This is a genomic window from Streptomyces sp. NPDC052301, assembly GCF_044593395.1.
In the GTDB taxonomy this organism is placed as follows: domain Bacteria; phylum Actinomycetota; class Actinomycetes; order Streptomycetales; family Streptomycetaceae; genus Streptomyces.
Genome location: NZ_JBIUBE010000004.1, coordinates 224,109 through 242,628, shown reverse-complemented (window position 1 = coordinate 242,628; position 18,520 = coordinate 224,109). Strand labels below are relative to the sequence as shown.

General features: G+C 70.6%; 13 protein-coding genes. 5 read left to right on the top strand and 8 right to left on the bottom strand.

Going from position 1 to position 18,520, the window contains the following annotated elements; genetic code table 11:
* Positions 1-79: 79 nt before the first annotated feature.
* Complete coding sequence (locus tag ACIHEJ_RS12035) at positions 80-478, bottom strand: hypothetical protein (protein WP_400134471.1); 399 nt, start codon at positions 476-478, stop codon at positions 80-82.
* 113 nt (positions 479-591) lie between these two features.
* Here ACIHEJ_RS12035 and ACIHEJ_RS12030 point away from each other — a divergent pair, with 113 nt between their 5' ends.
* The 5 genes from ACIHEJ_RS12030 to ACIHEJ_RS12010 all read left to right on the top strand — a co-directional run bounded on the left by ACIHEJ_RS12030 (position 592) and on the right by ACIHEJ_RS12010 (position 5,793).
* On the top strand, positions 592-1,092 hold the full coding sequence (locus tag ACIHEJ_RS12030; RefSeq protein ID WP_400134469.1) for a tetratricopeptide repeat protein: 501 nt from the start codon (positions 592-594) through the stop codon (positions 1,090-1,092).
* A 49-nt stretch (positions 1,093-1,141) separates the two neighbouring features.
* Positions 1,142-3,049, top strand: coding sequence for a hypothetical protein (locus ACIHEJ_RS12025; RefSeq protein ID WP_400134467.1), 1,908 nt, complete (start codon positions 1,142-1,144; stop codon positions 3,047-3,049).
* A 69-nt stretch (positions 3,050-3,118) separates the two neighbouring features.
* The gene (locus ACIHEJ_RS12020; RefSeq protein WP_400134465.1) at positions 3,119-4,018 is read left to right on the top strand and encodes a metal-dependent hydrolase; all 900 of its coding nucleotides are present in this window, start codon (positions 3,119-3,121) and stop codon (positions 4,016-4,018) included.
* A complete protein-coding gene (locus ACIHEJ_RS12015; protein ID WP_400134463.1) occupies positions 4,018-5,067 on the top strand; it encodes a PDR/VanB family oxidoreductase in 1,050 nt (349 codons plus the stop codon). Before ACIHEJ_RS12020 ends, ACIHEJ_RS12015 begins: the two co-directional genes overlap by 1 nt.
* Before the next feature lie 36 nt (positions 5,068-5,103).
* Positions 5,104-5,793 (top strand): TetR/AcrR family transcriptional regulator, encoded by a 690-nt coding sequence (locus ACIHEJ_RS12010; RefSeq protein ID WP_400134462.1) that lies wholly within the window; start codon positions 5,104-5,106, stop codon positions 5,791-5,793.
* Positions 5,794-5,805: 12 nt separating this feature from the next.
* Here the strand turns inward: ACIHEJ_RS12010 and ACIHEJ_RS12005 are convergent, their stop codons facing one another.
* From ACIHEJ_RS12005 to ACIHEJ_RS11975, 7 genes are all read right to left on the bottom strand, one after another.
* Positions 5,806-6,165, bottom strand: a complete 360-nt coding sequence (locus ACIHEJ_RS12005) for a 5-carboxymethyl-2-hydroxymuconate Delta-isomerase (RefSeq protein WP_400134460.1) — start codon at positions 6,163-6,165, stop codon at positions 5,806-5,808.
* 32 nt (positions 6,166-6,197) lie between these two features.
* Complete coding sequence (pulA, locus tag ACIHEJ_RS12000; RefSeq protein ID WP_400134458.1) at positions 6,198-11,570, bottom strand: pullulanase-type alpha-1,6-glucosidase; 5,373 nt, start codon at positions 11,568-11,570, stop codon at positions 6,198-6,200.
* Positions 11,571-11,730: 160 nt separating this feature from the next.
* Entirely contained in the window at positions 11,731-13,107 is a 1,377-nt protein-coding gene (locus tag ACIHEJ_RS11995; RefSeq protein ID WP_400134456.1) for an alpha-amylase family protein, read from the bottom strand.
* Between the two features lie 135 nt (positions 13,108-13,242).
* Positions 13,243-14,925 carry a glycoside hydrolase family 13 protein gene (locus ACIHEJ_RS11990; RefSeq protein WP_400134453.1) on the bottom strand — a complete coding sequence of 561 codons (1,683 nt, stop codon included), beginning with the start codon at positions 14,923-14,925 and terminating at the stop codon, positions 13,243-13,245.
* 158 nt (positions 14,926-15,083) lie between these two features.
* Positions 15,084-15,989, bottom strand: a complete 906-nt coding sequence (locus tag ACIHEJ_RS11985) for a sugar ABC transporter permease (RefSeq protein ID WP_400134451.1) — start codon at positions 15,987-15,989, stop codon at positions 15,084-15,086.
* A gap of 19 nt (positions 15,990-16,008) precedes the next feature.
* On the bottom strand, positions 16,009-17,013 hold the full coding sequence (locus tag ACIHEJ_RS11980) for a carbohydrate ABC transporter permease (protein ID WP_400134449.1): 1,005 nt from the start codon (positions 17,011-17,013) through the stop codon (positions 16,009-16,011).
* Positions 17,014-17,132: 119 nt separating this feature from the next.
* Positions 17,133-18,407 carry an extracellular solute-binding protein gene (locus ACIHEJ_RS11975; RefSeq protein ID WP_400134446.1) on the bottom strand — a complete coding sequence of 425 codons (1,275 nt, stop codon included), beginning with the start codon at positions 18,405-18,407 and terminating at the stop codon, positions 17,133-17,135.
* Positions 18,408-18,520 lie beyond the last annotated feature (113 nt).

The following is an 18,520-nucleotide window of genomic DNA, read 5'->3' as shown; positions in this document are numbered from 1 at the left end:
CCGACTGACGCGGGCCACGAACGAGGCCGGTGACGGACCCCCCTCCCGTCACCGGCCTTCCCGCGTGTGCGGGACCGGCTCAGCCCGCGTGGGAGTGCGCGTGGTGGTCGGTGCCGATCTCCACGTCCCCGCCGAGCGTGCCGCGCAGCGCCTTGACCACGCCGTCGTCGCCGACGGCGACCCATTTGCGGCCGACGAGGTAGTAACCGCCGTAGTCCTTGGCGTCGTTGATCCACTCGCGCTGGCCGCGGTCGGTGGCGAAGGTGGCGAGAATGAACTTCCCGTCCCTGTTGTCGCAGATGGCCTGGCGGATCTCGTCGGCGTCGGTCTGCATGTTCGGCTTGCACTTCACCTCGGCGGCCAGGCGCTCCAGACTGCCGGTCGCGGTCGGCGGGACCGCCTCGGTGTCCCCGCCCGAGCCGCAGCCCGCCAGCGCCAGGACGGCCGCGGCGGCCGGCAGCAGTCGTGTCACCCTCATCTGTTCCTCCGGTCCTGTGGGCCCAGCATGCCTCAGCTCCTTCGGATACGGCCGGCGGCGGCCGTCCGCTCAATTCCGGTGCCGGTGGCGCACGGGTGTGCGAGGGTGATCCGGTGAACCAGAACTGGGAAGACCGTGTGGCCGCTGCCTGGGCGACCTTCGACGACTATCCGGAGGAGCGCGCGCAAGAGTTCCGCGCACTGATCGACGGGCTCGTCGCCGAGCTGCCGGACGACAGCCCGCTGGGCCCCTTCGAGCAGGCCTGCGCCTGGGACTCGACCGGGCACTCGGACAAGGCGGTGCCGCTGTACCGGGAGGCGCTGGCCCGCGGGCTCAGCGGCTACAAGGGCCGCCGGGCCAGGATCCAGCTGTCCAGTTCGCTGCGGAACGTCGGCCAGGCGGACGAGGGCGTCAAGCTGCTCACCCCCGAACTGGACGCGCCGTCGGACGAGTTGGACGACGCGGTACGGGCCTGTCTCGCACTGTGCCTGTCCAGCCTCGGCCGCGACCGCGAGGGCCTGTCCCTCGTGCTCGGCGCACTGGCCCCTCATCTGCCGCGCTACCAGCGGTCGATGGCCAACTACGCACGGGCACTGGTCGAGCCGGAGGACTGAGCCACCCGCTCGGCGGTGACCAACGACCGGCTCGCTCGTTTTCCCGGACGTGCAGTCACAGGATGTAGCCCCGCGTCACGCGCCCGCCTCCGGACCGGTCGACGTCGAGCAGGCCGAGGCCGCGCTCGTCGAGCACTATCCACGACTGGTCCGGATCGCCTACCTGGTGCTGCCGTCCGGCCTCGGCCGCGGCCGCCGGGTCCTGACCGCACACTCGCTCGTCCAGCGGGCCCTGCCCCGGGGCCGCAAGCAGACGTCCCTGATCCCGGCACAGGCCTCGGGCCGGGAGGGCGACCCGGGATACGCCTGGCTCCGTGAGCGCGTGCTGCGGACGGCGCTGGCGGCGGCCCGCCCCCGCACAGGCCTGCCCCGGCTCGCCCAGCTCCCGCCGCTGCTGCCCCAGGTGTGGGGCCTCAAGCTGTTCCCGCGCTCGGGCGGTGCCGACGAACTCGCCCTGGACCAGCGGCTGTCCGCCCTGTCCGGACCGGCCCGCGCCGCGTATGTGCTGCGCGGCCTGGAGAGGCTGCCCGACGACGACATCCGCGCGCTCCTCGAGGCCGCCGGGGTCGACGACCCGGGCGGCGCGCTGGCCGCGGCGAACGGCGTGCCCACGCAGCCCGCGCTGCTGTCCTCCCCCGAGTTCGACCCCTGCTCGCTGCAGGCGCGGCCCACCGACCTGATGCGCCGCCGCCAGCACACCAAGGCCGCCCTCGCCGCCGCTGCCGCGCTCGCGGTGTGCGGGGCGCTGGTCGCCCTGCCGGGCGGCGGCTGGGGTCCGGACGGCGCCGCCGCGCCCGTCTACGCGGAGAACCCGTCCGCCGAGGCCGCCCTCGACCCGGCCGGACTGACCCGCGTCCCCCCCACCGCCTGGGAGACGTCGGCGCGCACCGACTTCTCCGTGTGGCCCGCGCGCGGCCCGCTCACCGGAGACCGGGATCTGCTGCGCCGCGCCCTCGCCGTCTGGGCCCGCCCCGGCCGGCAGGTCCGGGTCTCGGCCACGCCCGGCACCCAGACCGGCGGCCCGGCGGGCCCGCCCCAGCTGCTGTACGCGGGACAGGTCGACAGCGTCCGGGTGGTGATGCTGTACGACGGCCTGCGCATCGCCCGCTACGCCGAGCCGACGGACGGCACGCAGGGCGCGGCGCTCGACCTCGCCCGGGTCGACGGCGCGACCGGCGCCGAGGCGAGCGCGCTGGTGCTGGGCCGCTCGGACGGCAACGTCCGCTATCTGACGGCGCCGTGGGTGAAGAAGGCGGCCTCGCGGGACCTGACCAAGCCGGACTCCGCCGCGACCGCGCTGACCGTGTCCGGCGGGGTCACCGCCCCGCTGACCAGCCCCGTACTGCAGCCGGGCAGCTGCAGCTCGTGGACCGTGCTGCAGCTGACCGACGCCTTTGGCACCCGGCTCTCCACCGACCTCGGCGAGCTGGTCCCCGCCCATCTGACGGCCGGCCGCCCGGGCTCGGCCGGCGAGGCCGCGGGCGTGGCGGGGCTGCGGGACTGGGCGCCCTTCGCCTGCTCCCTGTCGGCCGAGCGCTCGGCGGGCATCCGCAGCGTCAACGCCTGGGCGTACGCCGACCAGCCGCTCCCCGACGGCAGTGGGGCGGCCGGATGGGTGTGCACCAGGGCCGAGACCTGGCGGGGTGACGGGACGGCGGCGCTGGCCCAGTTCCGGACGCCGGGCGGCCCCGTCGGGGCGGTCGTCGCCAAGGGCACCGATGTGCGGGCCTGCGGGCCGCGTGATCCGCATGTGCTGGCCGGGGTGCTGTGGAAGTCCCGGGCCGGGCACTGGTATCTGCTGGCGGCGGGCGACAGGGACACGGCGTCGATCCGTGCGAAGGGCGGGGTGACCGCAGCCGGTCAGGGGCCGCTGCTGGTGGCCCGGGCCGAGCAGGGGGCTCGGGCCGACCTGGGTGGGACGCTGACGGACGGGCGGTCGATCACCGGGCTCCGCTAGCTGACATTCACGTCAACAAGGTGGTCCGGAGGGGTTCTCACACCGCCTACCCGCCAGTACATTGACGCCATGTCTAACACGCAGGCCCGGCCGGTGGAGTCCGAGCGCATCCCGCTCAAGGCCCGCAACGTGTCCTTCTCGTGGGAGGACACGCCGCTGCACTGGGTGCCCGGCGACCCGTTCACCACGCACACCATCAACGTGCTGCATCTGCTGCTGCCCGCCGGTGAGCGGTGGTTCGTGCACGTCTACAAGCAGGCGCTGCCGCTGATCCGGGACGACCGGCTCCGCGAGGACGTCGTCGGGTTCATCGGGCAGGAGGCCATGCACTCCCAGGCTCACGACGAGGTCCTGCCGCACCTGCGCGAGCTGGGCCTCGACCCGACGCCGTACACCGCCCAGGTCGACTGGTTCTTCGAGAAGCTGCTCGGCGACCGCACCCTGCCGCCGGGCAGGGCCCGCCGCTGGTGGCTGCTGGAGCGGGTGGCGCTGATCGCGGCCATCGAGCACTACACCGCCTTCCTCGGCGACTGGGTGCTGGGCGCGGCGGAGCTGGACCGGCGGGGCGCCGACCCGACCATGCTGGACCTGCTGCGCTGGCACGGCGCCGAGGAGGTCGAGCACCGCTCGGTCGCCTTCGACCTCTTCCTGCACGTCGACGGCAGTTACCGGCGCCGGGTGCGCACCTGGGCCCTGGCCTTCTCGGCCCTGGTGTTCCTGTGGCAGCGCGGGACCCGCTTCTTCATGGAGAACGACCCGACCCTCGTCGACGCCAAGGCCTCCGTCAAGGACTTCTATGTGCGCGGCCGGCAGGGCACCCTGCCCGCCACCGGCGACATGCTGCGGTCCATACCCCGCTACCTCAGCCGCGGCTACCACCCCTCCCACGAGTGCTCCACGGCCCAGGCCGTGGCCTACCTCGCGTCCTCCCCCGCCGCGCTCGCCGCAGAGAAGCGGGAGGCCGTCTGATGCCGAAGCTGCGCACCGTCGCGTTCGTCGCCGGCGCCGCCCTGCTGACCCGGCGGGCGCTGCGCCGCCGGGTCCAGGCCTCGCCGCTGTGGCCGCTGCCCGCCCTGGACCCGCCCCTGTCCGGCCGGCCGCGCTCCCGGGCCCTGCGGCTGCTGCTGACCTCCCACGAGACGATCGCCGACGGGGTCGTACAACTGCGCCTGGAGGGCCGCGACCTGCCCCGCTGGGCGCCCGGGGCCCATCTGGACCTGGTGCTGCCCTCGGGGCTCGTGCGCCAGTACTCGCTGTGCGGGGACCCCGAGGACCGCTCCTCCTACACGGTCGCCACGCGGCTCGTGGCGGACGGCCGGGGCGGCTCCCGGGAGGTGCACGAGCAGCTCACCGAGGGCATGGAGCTGGAGGTGCGCGGCCCCCGGAACCGTTTCCCGCTCGTCGAGGCAGCCGCGTACGTCTTCGTCGTCGGCGGTATCGGCATCACCCCGGTCCTGCCCATGCTGCGGGCTCTGCCGGAGGGGGCCGAGTGGCGGCTGCTGTACGGCGGACGGACCCGGGTCTCGATGCCGTTCCTGGAGGAGGTCCAGAAGCTCGCCGGGGACCGGCTCACGGTCGTAGCCGAGGACACGGACGGGCGCCCCGACCTGGACGCGCTGTTCGCGGACACGGCCGAGGGGACCGCGGTCTACGTCTGCGGTCCGGCGGGCCTGACGGAGGCGGTCGAGGCCCGGCTGCCCGCGGGGGCCACGCTGCATCTGGAGCGGTTCGCCCCGCGTGCGTCCGCCGACGGCACCACCGAGTTCGAGCTCGAGCTCCGCCGCAGCGGACGGACGCTGACCGTCCCCGCCGACTCCACCGTGCTGGCCGCCGTACGCCGTGAGCTGCCGGACACCGCCTACTCCTGTGAGCAAGGCTTCTGCGGGACCTGCCAACAGCGGGTGCTGGAGGGCGAGGTGGATCACCGGGACGAGCTGCTGACGGACGCCGAACGGGGCGACTCGATGCTGATCTGCGTGTCCCGGGCCCGGGGCGATCGCCTGGTGCTCGACATGTGAACGCCGGCGGCCGGAACCGATCGGTAAAGTGTTCGCATGAGTACCGGGGTTCGCCGCAGGATGGGCGTCGAGGAGCGGCGGCAGCAGCTGATCGGCGTCGCCCTCGACCTGTTCAGCCGACGCTCGCCCGACGAGGTCTCCATCGACGAGATAGCGTCGGCGGCGGGCATCTCACGCCCGCTCGTCTACCACTATTTCCCCGGCAAACTCAGCCTGTACGAGGCCGCGTTGAAGCGTGCCGCGCAGGATCTGGCGGACCGGTTCGCCGAGCCGCACGAGGGTCCGCTCGGCACCCGGCTGCTGCGGGTGATGGGCCGCTACTTCGACTTCGTGGACGAGCACGGCCCCGGCTTCTCGGCGCTGATGCGCGGTGGTCCCGCCGTCGGTTCCTCGACGACGAACGCGCTCATCGACTCCGTGCGGCAGGCCGCCTATGACCAGATGCTGTCGCATCTGGGCGTCACGGAGGCGTCCCCGCGCCTGGAACTGGTCGTCCGCTCCTGGATCTCGCTCGCCGAGTCCACCGCTCTGCTCTGGCTGGACGGCCGCCGGGTCCCGCGCGCCGAGCTGCAGCTGCAGCTCGTGCACGACTTCGCCGCGCTGGCCGCGGTCAGCGCCGCCTACGACACGGACATGGCCGACCTGCTGCGCACCATGGTCAAGGACGAGCCGGCCGACGGCCCCTTCGCGGAGCTCGTCGGCCGGCTGGTCACCCTGGGGTCCTGACCCCCGTCCTTCCTAGCCCTCGTACTTGCGGTAGGAGGGGTCGAGGTCGCGGACCTCGGCGGAGGCGTGCAGGGTGACGCCGTCCTCCGGCGGCACGTACGTGCGCAGCAGTTCGAGCGCCGTCTCCGTCAGTCTCGCCTTCGTCTCGTCGGTGCGTCCGGCGAGGAGCCCGAAGGTCACGTGGAAGATCGCGTGCTTCTCCGGGTCCTCGTATCCGAACGCGCGCCAGTCGCTGTACCGGAACAGCGTCTTGCACGCCTCGGGCCTCGCCCCGGCGATCTCGACGGTCGCCTCGTGCAGCGCCCGCGCGAAGCCGTCCAGGTCGAAGCGGTCCTCGGCCGGGGACGAGTAGTCGACGGTGATCTGCGGCATGGGCACTCCTGTTCTACGACGACGCCCAGACCCTACTTCCCCGCCCGGGTGAACACCGCCACCGTCCGCGCCGGGACGGTGAAGGTGCCCGATCCGGCCGCGTAGGAGGAGGTCTTCACCACCGCGTCGGCGCCGGAGGCCTGCACCGGGTGCAGCCGGTAGTGCGCGCCGGCCAGGTCGGCGATCTTCTGCTCCTGCCGCTGCGGGGTGGCGTTGAAGACGACGACCAGATCGCCCAGCTTCATCGTGATCACCCCGGGCGTCTCGTCCTTGCCCGACAGCGGGAAGGACAGCCGGTCCTGCACCTGCGCGGCCGTGCCGAGCGAGAACGCCTGCTCGGTCGTACGGATCTTCAGCAGGTCCTGGTAGGCGGCCGAGGCGCCGGTGATCTGCGTGCACCCCACCTTGACCGAGGTCAGCAGCGGCTCGGCGTACTCCCACTTGGACCGGTTGTCGGCGGCCATGGGCAGCCCGCGCCCGAAGCCGTTGCCGTCGGCGCAGTTCCAGTGGATGGCGTTGAACCAGTCCCCGCTGTCGAAGGAGTTGCGGTCCAGGGACTTCGAGCGCAGCAGGTCGGTGCCCGCCTGGGAGAGGGCCGGCCCCTGCGAGAGGGCCGCCGTGGCCATCGCCAGGACCTGCATCCGGGCCCGGTCGGCGGCCGGGGTGTCCTTCGGCAGCTTGTAGGCCAGCGCGTCGAAGAGGGACTCGTTGTCGTGCGCGTCCACGTAGGCGAGGGCGTCGCCGGGTGCGTCCGCGTAGCCGGCGGGCGAGCCGTTGTAGTCGATCTCGGCGCCGGTGACCTCCTTGCCGTCGGCGTCGGTGAAGCGGTACTTGGCGAGGTTGCCGCTCAGACCGACCTTGATCAGGTCCTGGTAGTGCAGCAGCCGCGCCTTCTGCTCCTCCTTCGAGCCGTTGGCGGTGGAGGAGTTGGGGTCGGTGTAGAGGCCGGACGCGAAGCCCTGGACGCCGGGGTCGGAGTCGAAGGGGCTGCCGCCGCGCACCGCGTCACGGGCGCGGTCGGAGAAGGTGGCGATGCCGGTACCGGCCATGTTCGCCTGGGTGGCCTGCACGAACCGGGCGTCGTTCGCGACCTCCCCGAAGTTCCAGCCCTCCCCGTACAGGATGATCTTCTTGCCGTCGACGCCGTCCTTCTCGGGGGTCAGCGCGTCGAGGGCCTTGCGGACCGCGAGGATGTTGGCCTTCGGGTGGTGCCCCATGAGGTCGAAGCGGAACCCGTCGACCTTGTACTCCTTGGCCCAGGTGACGATCGAGTCGACGACCAGCTTGCCCATCATCGCGTTCTCGGTGGCGGTGTTGGAACAGCAGGTGCTGTCGGCCACCGAGCCGTCGGCCAGCAGCCGCTGGTAGTAGCCGGGCACGATTCTGTCGAGCACGGAGGTGTCCGCCTGGCCACTGGCCGCCGTGTGGTTGTAGACGACGTCCATGACGACCCGCAGACCGTCCTGGTTGAGCGCCTGGACCATCTTGCGGAACTGCACCGTACGCGCGGTGCCGTCCGGGTCGGTGGCGTACGAGCCCTCGGGAACGGTGTAATGGTAGGGGTCGTAGCCCCAGTTGAAGGCGTCCTTCGCGGCGGTCTTCGCCACGCACTCCTGCTGCTTGTCGGAGTCGGCCGCGTAGGAGGCGAGGTCGCAGTCGGGGCTCGCCTGGTCGGCCTTCTTCTCCGGCACGGTGGCGAAGTCGAAGGCGGGCAGGAGGTGGACGTAGGACGTGCCGGACTTCGCCAGTTGCCGCAGGTGGGCCGAGCCGTCGCTGTTCTTGTCGGTGAAGGCCAGGTAGGTGCCCCGGTCCTTCGCCGGGGCGGTCGTGTCGGCCACCGAGAAGTCCCGGACGTGGAGTTCCTGGATCTGCGCGTCCTTCAGCGGTACGGCCTTGGGCTTGCGCAGCCCCGCCCAGCCGCTCGGCGCCAGGGACCTGTCGTCCAGGTCGACGACGAGGCTGCGCGCGGAGTCCGCGGTGAGGGCGACCGAGTAGGGGTCGGTGACCTTGTTGGTGACCGTCCTGCGGACGCTGGGCGCCCACACCTTCACGACGTACCGGTAGGGCTTGCCCTTCCAGGAGGCGGGTCCGGTGACGGACCAGACGCCGGTCGCGGGGTCGCGGTGCATGGCCTTGAGCGAGCCGTCCAGCTCCAGGGAGACACTCTGCGCGGTCGGCGCCCAGACGGAGAGCGTGGGCTTCCCGTCGTGGAAGACGGGACCGAGCTTCGCCCTGGTCGCGCCCGGGTACAGGTCGTCCAGCGCGCCCGCGATCTGCACGCCGGTCGCGGCCAGCACGGCTCCGTTCGCGGCCCGCTGCGAGGCCACGAGCTGACCCTTCAGCGCCTCGCGCACCCGGTCCCGGTCGCGCGGGTCCACCGACCAGGCGGTGTAGTCCTTCAGGTGCGGGAACTTCGTCTTCTGGGCGTCGGTCAGCGTGGTCTTCTCCAGCCGCAGCCAGCGCTCGTCGTCGCTGGTGAGTGCCCCGTCCTCGGCGGCGATGGAGCCGTCGTGGCTGTACAGCAGCTGGGTGGAGGCGGCACCGTCGGCGCCGTTCCAGGCGACGGTGTCCCGGTCGATCCAGATCGCCTTGGAGGTCGTCAGGTCGACCGCGGCGGCGTTGCCCGCGGGCTGCGGCAGCAGGTACTTCTCCTGGCCGTTCAACAGCCACACCTCGTAGCCGTCGGCCTTGAGGTCCAGGGACTGGTCGGCGGCGAGGTCCTTCTCGTCGCCCTTGTGGATGATGTAGCTGAGGCTGCCGGCACCCTCGGTGAGCGGCACCTCGAAGACCGCGCCATAGGCATCAGTCTTCACCGGCTTCAGCGGGTTCGACCAGTCGGTGGGGTTCGCGGCACCCGTCCAGACGTGCAGGCCCCAGCCGTCGTAGTTCCCGTCGGCACGGTGGTAGTGGATGACCGCCTTGGCCTTGTCCTGCGCCGGATAGCCGGGCTTCTGCGTCAGGACGTCCGTCTTCCCCTGCTCGATCCAGACCTCACCCGACTTGGTGACGTCGATCGTCCGGTCGGCGGAGACGTCCTTGTTCCCGTCCTTGTCGATGACCAGGAAGCCCACGTTCGAGGCGCCGGGCTTGAGCTTGACGTAGGCGAAGGCGCCGTAGGCGTCCCGGCCGGCGAACGGGTGGCTGGCCGGCCAGTTCGTGGCCTCGCCGTCGGCGATGTCGCCCCAGGCGTACAGGCCCCAGTCGGCGTAGTCGCCGTCCGTGCGCTTGTAGTGGACGACCGCGTAGTCCCGGGAGGAGGCCGTGGGCGGCTCGGGCGCGGGCGGGGTGCCGGTGGTGCTGCTCGCGGTGGCGCTCGCGGTGTGCCCGGCCGTGTCGACGACGACGGCCTTGTAGCGCAGGGCGGTGCCGGCGGGCACGTCCTTGCCGATGGTCTGGGTGACCTTGTACGGGGCGTGGTCGGCGGAGCCGAGGACCCGCCACTTGGCGTTCCCGACCTGCGCGGCGAAGACGACCCGGTTCAGCTGTCCGCCGTCGACCCCGGCGGTGATGTCCACGGTCCCGGTGGCTCCGGCGGCCGGGGCGGTCAGGGTGACGGCCGGCGCGCCGGCGGGCCGGGCGAGGGTGCCGGCGGCCTTGTAGACGACGGCGGAGCCGGCCGGGACGGTGACGGTGAGCTTGCGGTCGGAGCCGGACTTCAGGGAGTCCTCGGCGCCGTGGATCCCCCGGTACGACATGCCGGCCGAGCCGGTCGTGAAGGTGGCCGTCTTCGCGTCGCCCGCGTTGTTGAGGGCGACCACGTACTCCTGGCCGGTCGCCGCGTCGGTACGGGTGAAGGCGTAGATCCCGGCGCCGTCGGCCGCGTACCGCTCGGTCTGGACGCCGTCGGTCAGAGCCGGGTTGGCCCTGCGGAGCTCGGCGAGCGCGGCGATCTGCCGGTAGAGCGGGCCGCTCGTGTCGTAGGAGTCGCTCGCGTGGGTGCGGTCGGTGCCGATCTCGTCGTCGTCCAGGTAGTCGGCGACCTTGGAGGAGAACATGGTCTGGCGGGCGTCCTTGTCGCCGCCGGAGCCGGTGAAGCCCTGCTCGTCGCCGTAGTAGACGACCGGGTTGCCGCGGCTGAGGAACATCAGCTCGTTGGCCAGTTCGTCCTTCTTCAGGATCTCGGCGTCGGTCGCCTTCGGGTTGTCCTGCTTCAGGAAGTACCCGATGCGGCCCATGTCGTGGTTGCCGAGGAAGGTGACCTGCTCGTACGCGTTGGCCTTGTCGGTCGTGTACTTCCAGTCGTCACCGAAGACGCTCGCCAGCTTCTGTGCGCTGCCGCCCTGGGAGGCGTAGGAGCGGGCCGCGTCCTGGAAGGGGAAGTCGAGGGTGGCGTCGAGGCGGCCCTGGGTGACGTACGGCGAGGTGACGGAGGTGTCGGCGGAGTAGACCTCGCCGAACATGAAGAAGTTCTTCCGGCCGCGCGCCGCCGCGTACTTGTCCAGGGCCGTGGCCCACTGGGTCCAGAACGGCATGTCGACGTGCTTGACGGTGTCGATCCTGAAGCCGTCGACGGCGAAGTCCTTCACCCACCGCTGGTAGATCTTCTCCATGCCGTGCACGACCTCGGGACGCTCGGTCCACAGGTCGTCCAGGCCGGAGAAGTCGCCGTACGTGGCGGACTCGCCGGCGAAGGTGGAGTCGCCCCGGTTGTGGTACATCGTCGGGTCGTCGAGCCACGCCGGGACCTTGCTGTCGCTCGTGACCCGGGGGGTGTACGGGAAGGAGGAGCCGGAGACGGCCGGGAACTTCCTGCCGCCGTCCGCGTAGTCGGCGTCGTCGAAGGGCCTGCCGTCCTCGGTCAGGTAGGGGAAGGCACCCTTGGAGAGGTAGTCGGAGGACTTCTCCTTGTGGTCCACGACGTCCGCGGTGTGGTTGGTGATGACGTCGAAGAAGACCTTCATGCCCTTGGCGTGCGCCTTGGAGATGAGGTTCTTCAGGTCCTGGTTGGTGCCGAAGTGCGGGTCGACCTGGGTGAAGTCGGTGATCCAGTAGCCGTGGTAGCCGGCGGAGGCGTTGGTGCCCGTGCCCTGCACCGGGCGGTTCTTGAAGATCGGCGCCATCCAGATGGCGGTCGTGCCGAGTCCCTTGATGTAGTTCAGCCGCTTCGTCAGGCCCTTGAGGTCGCCGCCCTGGTAGAAGCCCTTGTCGGTGGGGTCGTAGCCGGTGCTGAGCCGGGATCCGGTCAGGCCGCCCTCGTCGTTGGACGTGTCCCCGTTGGCGAAACGATCCGGCATGACGAAGTAGAACTGCTCGCGGGTGTCGTCGCGCCGGGCGGGCTGGGCGGCGAGCGCCGCGTCCGAGGGGGGCGCGGGCGGGGCGGCCGCGTGGGCGGCCAGTGGCTGGATCAGTGCGGCGGCGAGGGCTGTGGCGGTGACGGCCGCGGCCCGTCTCGCTCTCGGTATCACAGGCGGTAACTCCTAGCGCATGCGGCTCTCTTGGGTCCGACCCCGCGCGACCGTACCGTCGTCGAAAGGGTTGCAGCAAGAGTCCTGAAACCATCGGTAAGGATTTACAACCGGTTCGGCCCGCACCGCCGTGGGGCAGCGGTGCGGGCCGGCGGCCGGTTCAGCAGGCCGGCTTGCCGGCGTAGATCGCCAGCGCGGTGTTCGAGCCGAGCGTGGCGGTGAACTGCCCACCGGAGTTCACCGTCACCGTCGTGCTGTTCTGCACGTTGCAGTACGTCCCGGCGGGCAGGGACGTCTGGTAGGTGCGGGTCAGGCTGCCGCTCTCGTGGTTGATCGCCACGTACCCCTTGCCGCCCCGGCCGAAGGCGATCGCGTTGTTGCCGTCGTCCCACCAGTCGGTGACCGACTGGCCGCGGGTGGCGTTGCGGAAGGCGACCATCGACTTGATCTCCGGCCAGGCGTGCTGGCACTTCCAGCCGTCCTGCCAGCAGGCGTCGACCGTGCCGCCGTCAGGCGGGCCGGCGTCCGCGTCGGACCACTCGTAGCCGGAGTTGATGTCGGGGGCGCCGTAGGGCCAGGCGAGCATGAAGACGTTGGCCAGCGTGTAGTTGGCGCCGTCCTTGTAGTTGAGGGTGGAGCCGTTGCGCTCGGTGTCGTGGTTGTCGACGAACACACCGGCCACGGAGCTGCTCAGATAGCCCCAGCCCTCGCCGAAGTTGTTCAGGTAGGCCAGCTTCTCGTTGTTGAAGACCCGCTTGAGGTCGTAGGCGTAGCGGAACTCCTGGACGTCCCCGTTGCCGGTGTACTCGGAGGGCTGCACGGCCTCGTTCGCGCCGTAGATGACCTCCTGCTTCCAGTAGACGGACGGGTTGGACAGGCGGGACTTGATGTTCGCCAGATCCTCGGCGGGGATGTGCTTGGCCGCGTCGATGCGGAAGCCGTCGGCGCCGAGGGACAGCAGGTCGTTCATGTAGCCGGCGACGGTCCTGCGGACGTACTCCTCGCCGGTGTCCAGGTCGGCCAGGCCGACGAGTTCGCAGTGCTGGACGTTCCAGCGGTCCTGGTAGTTGGTGACCTGGGAGGTGCAGTCGTCGAAGTCGTAGACCGAGTACAGGCCCGGGTAGTCGTACTTCGTGTACGACGAGCCGCCCGTGCCGGTGCCGCTGCCCGCCGACATGTGGTTGACGACGGTGTCGACCACGACCTTCAGGCCGGCCGCGTGACAGGTGTCGATCATGTTCTTGAAGGCGGTGCGGTCGCCGAGCCGGCCCGCGATCTTGTACGACACCGGCTGGTACGACGTCCACCACTGCGAGCCCTGTATGTGCTCGGCCGGCGGGGAGACCTGCACGTAGCCGTAGCCGGCGGGGCCCAGGGTGGTGGTGCACTCCTTGGCCACCGAGGCGTACTTCCACTCGAAGAGGACGGCGGTGACGTCCTTGGTGCCGGGCGGGGAGGCCTCGGCCGCAGTCGGGTACATGCCAACCGAGAGGGCGGCGGCGAGGGCGCACACCGCGGGGAGGAATCTGCGTGCCATGTGGGGGTTCCTTCGTCCTTGAAGGCGCTTGCTGAAATGTTTCAGCAAACTTGCGGTGACGCAGATGTTAAAGGCCCGCTGTCCGAAAGACAGCGGGCCGTTGTGAAGTTGATGCAAGAACTTGTCGACGGTTCGTCAGACGGTGGCGAACCAGACCGTCGTGTCGGCGGGCACCTTGGCCTCACCGTCGGCCTCGGTCACCTCATCGCTGGCGAGCAGCACCCGGCCGTACGCCGGGGACGTCACCGACTCCCCCGTGGTGTTCGCGACGCACACGAACTCCCCGCGCCGGAAGGCCAGCACGCCCTCGGGGGCGCGCAGCCACTCCACCGCGTCGCCCGCGCCCAGGTCGGGCTGCGACCGGCGCAGGCGCAGCGCGGCCCGGTACAGCTCCAGCGTCGAGCCCGGCACACCGGTCTGCGCCTCCACGCTCAGCTCGGCCCAGGTCGGAGGCTGGGGCAGCCAGCTGCCGCCGCTGCCGAAGCCGTACGACGGCCCCGTACGGGCCCAGGGGATCGGGACCCGGCAGCCGTCGCGGAAGCCGTCCTGGCCTGCGCCGCGGAAGTACGCCGGGTCCTGGCGCACCTCGTCGGGGAGGTCCACGACGTCCGGCAGGCCCAGCTCCTCGCCCTGGTAGATGTAGGCCGAGCCGGGCAGCGCGAGCATGAGGAGGGTGGCCGCGCGGGCGCGGCGAAGGCCCAGGTCGCGGTCGCCGGCCGTGCGGATCTGGGTGCCGAGGCCGGGCGGGTTGGCGAAGCGGGTGGCGTGCCGGGTGACGTCGTGGTTGGACAGGACCCAGGTGGCGGGGGCGCCGACCGGGCGCATGGCCTCCAGCGTGCGGTCGATGACCGTGCGCAGCTCCTCCGCGTCCCACTCGGTGCCGAGATACTGGAAGTTGAAGGCCTGGTGCAGTTCGTCGGGGCGGACGTAGTTGGCGGTGCGCTCGACGGTCGGGGTCCAGGCCTCGGCGACGAAGATGCGCTCGCCGGAGTACTCGTCGAGGATCAGCCGCCACTGGCGGTAGATCTCGTGCACGCCGTCCTGGTCGAAGAACGGCATGACATCGTTGCCCAGCAGTTTGAGCTGGTCGTGGGCGCCGAGGTCCGGCAGGCCCGCCGCCTTGACCAGGCCGTGGGCGACGTCGATGCGGAAGCCGTCGACGCCCATGTCCAGCCAGAAGCGCAGGATGGAGCGGAACTCGTCGCCGACCGCCGGGTGCTCCCAGTTGAAGTCGGGCTGCTCGGGGGCGAAGAGGTGCAGGTACCACTCGCCGGGGGTGCCGTCCGGCTCGGTCACCCGGGTCCAGGCCGGGCCGCCGAAGATGGACTCCCAGTCGTTGGGCGGGAGTTCGCCGTTCTTCCCCTTGCCGGGGCGGAAGTGGTAGCGCTCCCGCAGCGGGGAGCCGGGGCCCTCGGCGAGGGCGCGCTTGAACCACTCGTGCTGGTCGGAGGAGTGGTTGGGGACCAGGTCCACGATGATGCGCAGGCCCTGGGCGTGGGCGTCGCGGATCAGGGCGTCGGCGTCGAGCAGGTTGCCGAACATCGGGTCGACGGCGCGGTAGTCGGCGACGTCGTAGCCGGCGTCGGCCTGCGGGGAGGCGTAGAAGGGGCTGAGCCACACGGCGTCGACCCCGAGGTCGCGCAGGTGGGGCAGGCGGGAACGTACCCCCTCCAGGTCGCCCATGCCGTCGCCGTTGCTGTCGGCGAAGCTGCGCGGATAGACCTGGTAGATGACCGCGTCCCGCCACCAGTCGCGGCGGCGGTCGGCGGTGGCGACGGCAGTGGGGTGGGCCGGTGCGGCAGGGTGCTGCTGGCTCATGGCGTCCTTGATGCGTTGCGTAACAGGGTCATGGTGGGCGTGGGTCGGCGGCGGGCCGGGGAGTGCGAGGCGGCCGCGGTGACAGCGGGGTCGGATGGGCACCGCGGCCGCCTACCCGCGCGGACAGGCGCGCGGGAGCCTCTCTTCGGCGGAGGGCGTCAGCCCTTCGTGCCGCCGGCGGTGAGGCCGGTGACGAGGTTCTTCTGCACGAGGTAGAAGAACACCGACACGGGTATCGCGATCAGCACCGCGGTGGCGGCCATGTAGTTCCACTGTGCGTCGTGCTCGCTGACGAAGGTCTGCAGACCGACGGCGAAGGTGTACTTCGAGTCGTCCAGCATGAAGGTCGTCGCGAAGGCGACCTCGCCGACGGCGGTGATGAAGTTGTAGAAGGCGGCCACGGCCAGGCCCGGGCGGGCCAGCGGCAGGATCAGCCGGAAGAAGGTGCCGAAGGGGCTGAGCCCGTCCACGCGCCCGGCCTCGTCGATCTCGAAGGGGATGGTGTCGAAGTACCCCTTGAGCAGCCAGGCGCTGTACGGCACGGCCGTGGTGCAGTTGATGATGATCAGCGACCAGTAGGTGTCGATGAGATCCAGCTGGCTGAAGATCTCGTACATCGGCACGATCAGGATGGCGATCGGGAAGGCCTGGGTGAGCAGCAGGACCCACATCAGCTGCTTGTAGCCGGGAAAGCGCATGCGGGAGACGGCGTAACCGGTGGTGGCGGCGACGAAGACCCCGATCAGCGTGGTGCCGCCGGCCACGATCATCGTCGACTTGAACCAGTCGAAGAAGGCCGTGTGCTGCAGCACGAAGCTGTAGTTCGAGAAGGTGGCCTTGCCCAGGATCTTGCCCGGGTGCAGGTAGTCGTCCTTCTCGGGGCCGAGCGAGAGGAAGACCAGCCAGGCCACCGGGGCGAGCGCGATGAGGCTCGCGACGGTGAGGCCGCCGTGCAGCAGGGCGGCGCCGAGCGGGCCGCGCTCGCCGCGCCGGCGGGTCCGGCGCGCGGGCCGCGCGAGGGGGGCGGGCCCGGCCTCGGTCTTTTCGAGGGTCGTGGTGCTCATGGCGGCGGCTCCTGCGGCGTCAGACGGCGAGCTGGTCATTGCGCTTCAGCCAGCGGAAGTAGAAGGAGGTGAAGACGGTGAGGACCGACAGCAGCAGCACGCCGTACGCGGCGGACTGCGCGAAGTCCCGCGGCTGCTGTCCGAAGCCCAGGAAGTAGGCCCAGGTGACGAGGATCTGCGCGTCGGGGGCGCCGGTCGGGCCGAACAGCAGGAAGATGATGGCGAACTGGTTGAAGGTCCAGATGATGCCGAGCAGGACGACGGTGGAGCTGACCGAGCGCAGACCCGGCAGCGTGACGTGCCGGAACCGCTGCCAGGCGCTGGCGCCGTCCATCTCGGCCGCCTCGTAGAGCGAGGAGTCGATGGACTGCAGTCCGCCGAGCAGCGAGAGCATCATGAACGGCACACCGCACCAGGTGTTGACCATGATCGCGGCGAACCGCTGCCAGAAGGTGTCCTCCAGCCACTGCGGCTGCGGCAGGTGCACCGCGTGCAGGACCTGGTTCAGCACACCGGAGTCGGCGAGCATGATCCGCCAGGAGAAGACCGTGACGAAGGTGGGCACGGCCCAGGGCACGACCAGCAGGAGCCGGTAGAAGGTGCGTCCGCGCAGCTTCTCGTTGAGCATGAGCGCGAGGCCCAGGCCGAAGACGTAGTGCAGGACCACACAGCCGGCCGTCCAGACCACGGTCCACAGGAAGTGCGACCAGAACCGGTCGTACGACAGCGGGCCGAACAGGATGTCCTTGTAGTTGCCGAACCCGATGAACTTGTAGGTGGCCGGGATGTGGTTGACGCCGATCGTGCGCGCCGAGTTGAGGCTGTTGGCGTCGGTGAAGGTCAGGTAGACACCGCGGACCAGCGGGTAGCCCACGATGACGGCGAGGACGAGGACCACCGGGGCGATCATCGCGTAGGCGTACCAGTACCTCTGGTAGCCGTTCTTCAGACGCTGCCCCAGCCCGGGCCGAGGCGCGCGGTCACCGCGGCGCTTGCCGGTCGCGCGGTCGATGGCGACTGTCATGGTTCGACACCTTCGAAGAGATCAGGAGTTGGGCTGGGCACAGGGCGGTGGCCGCCGGATCCTTCCCCCCTCTTGTACAGGGACTTCGCGTACAGGGAGGATCCGACGGCCACGCGGGCTCACTTGCTGAAGTCGGGCACCAGCTTGGCGATGGCCACCTCGGCGTTGCTCAGGCCCTTGTCCAGCGACTCCTTGCCGCCCGCGATCTTGGGCAGCTCGGTGTCGAGCGGACCCCACAGCGAGCTGTACTCGGGCAGGGCCGGGCGGGGCTGGGCGGCGTTCAGGACGCCCTGGTAGCCGGCGATGCCGGGGTCGGCCTTGACCTTGTCGGTGTAGGCGTCGGAGCGGGTGGGCAGGGTGGAGTTCTTCAGGGCGATGGTCTCCTGGGAGGTCGCCGAGGTCATGAACTTGACGAACTTCAGCGCCGCGTCCTGGTGGGCCTTGTCGGAGCCGGCGTAGACCGAGAGGTTGTGGCCGCCGGTCGGGGCGCCCGCCTTGCCGGTGGAGCCGGCCGGGACGGTGGCGATGCCGAGGTTGGACTTGTCCTTGAAGGCGCTGCCCTTGTAGAAGTTCGTGATCTCCCAGGGTCCCTGGATGATCGAGGCGACCTTGCCGTTGACGAACGCGTCCTGGATGTGGGCGTAGGCGTCGGCGGTGGTGTCGGCCTTGTGCAGGCCCTGTCCGGAGAACGTGCTCTGCCAGGTGCCGTAGGCCTTCTTGGCGGCGGCCGAGTCGACGGTGATCTTCTTGGCGCCGGCGTCGACGGTGTCGGTGCCCTCGCCGTAGAGGAAGGTCTGGGCGTAGTAGGCCTGGGTGGAGCCCCAGTAGCCGTACACCTTGTCCTTGGAGTCGATCTTGGCGGCGTCGGCCTTCAGCTCGTCCCACGTCTTGGGGGCCTCGGTGATGCCGGCCTTCTTGAACAGGGCCTTGTTGTACACCAGGGCGAGGGTGTCGGTGACCAGCGGCACGCCGTAGGTCTTGCCCTGGTACTGGGCCTGCTTGATCAGGTTCGGCTGGAACTTGGCCTGGTCGGCCAGGGCCTCGGTGCCGTCCAGCGGCAGGAAGTAGCCCTTCTTGGCGAAGGCCGGGGTCCAGCCGACCTCGGAGCGCAGGATGTCCGGGGCGCCCTTGGAGCCGGCGGCGGTGTCGAACTTGTTCTGCGCCTGGTCGAAGGGGACGTTGACGTACTTGACCTTGATGTTCTTGTTGGCGGCCTCGAACTGCTGGACCAGGGCCTTGTACGTCGGCGCCTCATTCGTGGCGTTGGAGGTGTCCCACCAGGTCAGGGTGACCGGGCCGTCCGCCTTACCGCTGTCGCTGTCGCTCCCGCCGCACGCCGTCGCCGTGAGGGCGAGGGACGCCACGAGCGCGGAGGCCGCTATGCCACGCCGCATGAGTTCTCCTTGAGGGTTGAGCCCGCTGTGCAGGGGCGGTCCCGTCCGCCGTCCCTGCGGTCTTGCCGACAGCGCCGTTGCGGCGGCCGGGCGACCAGGAACGTAACAGCGAT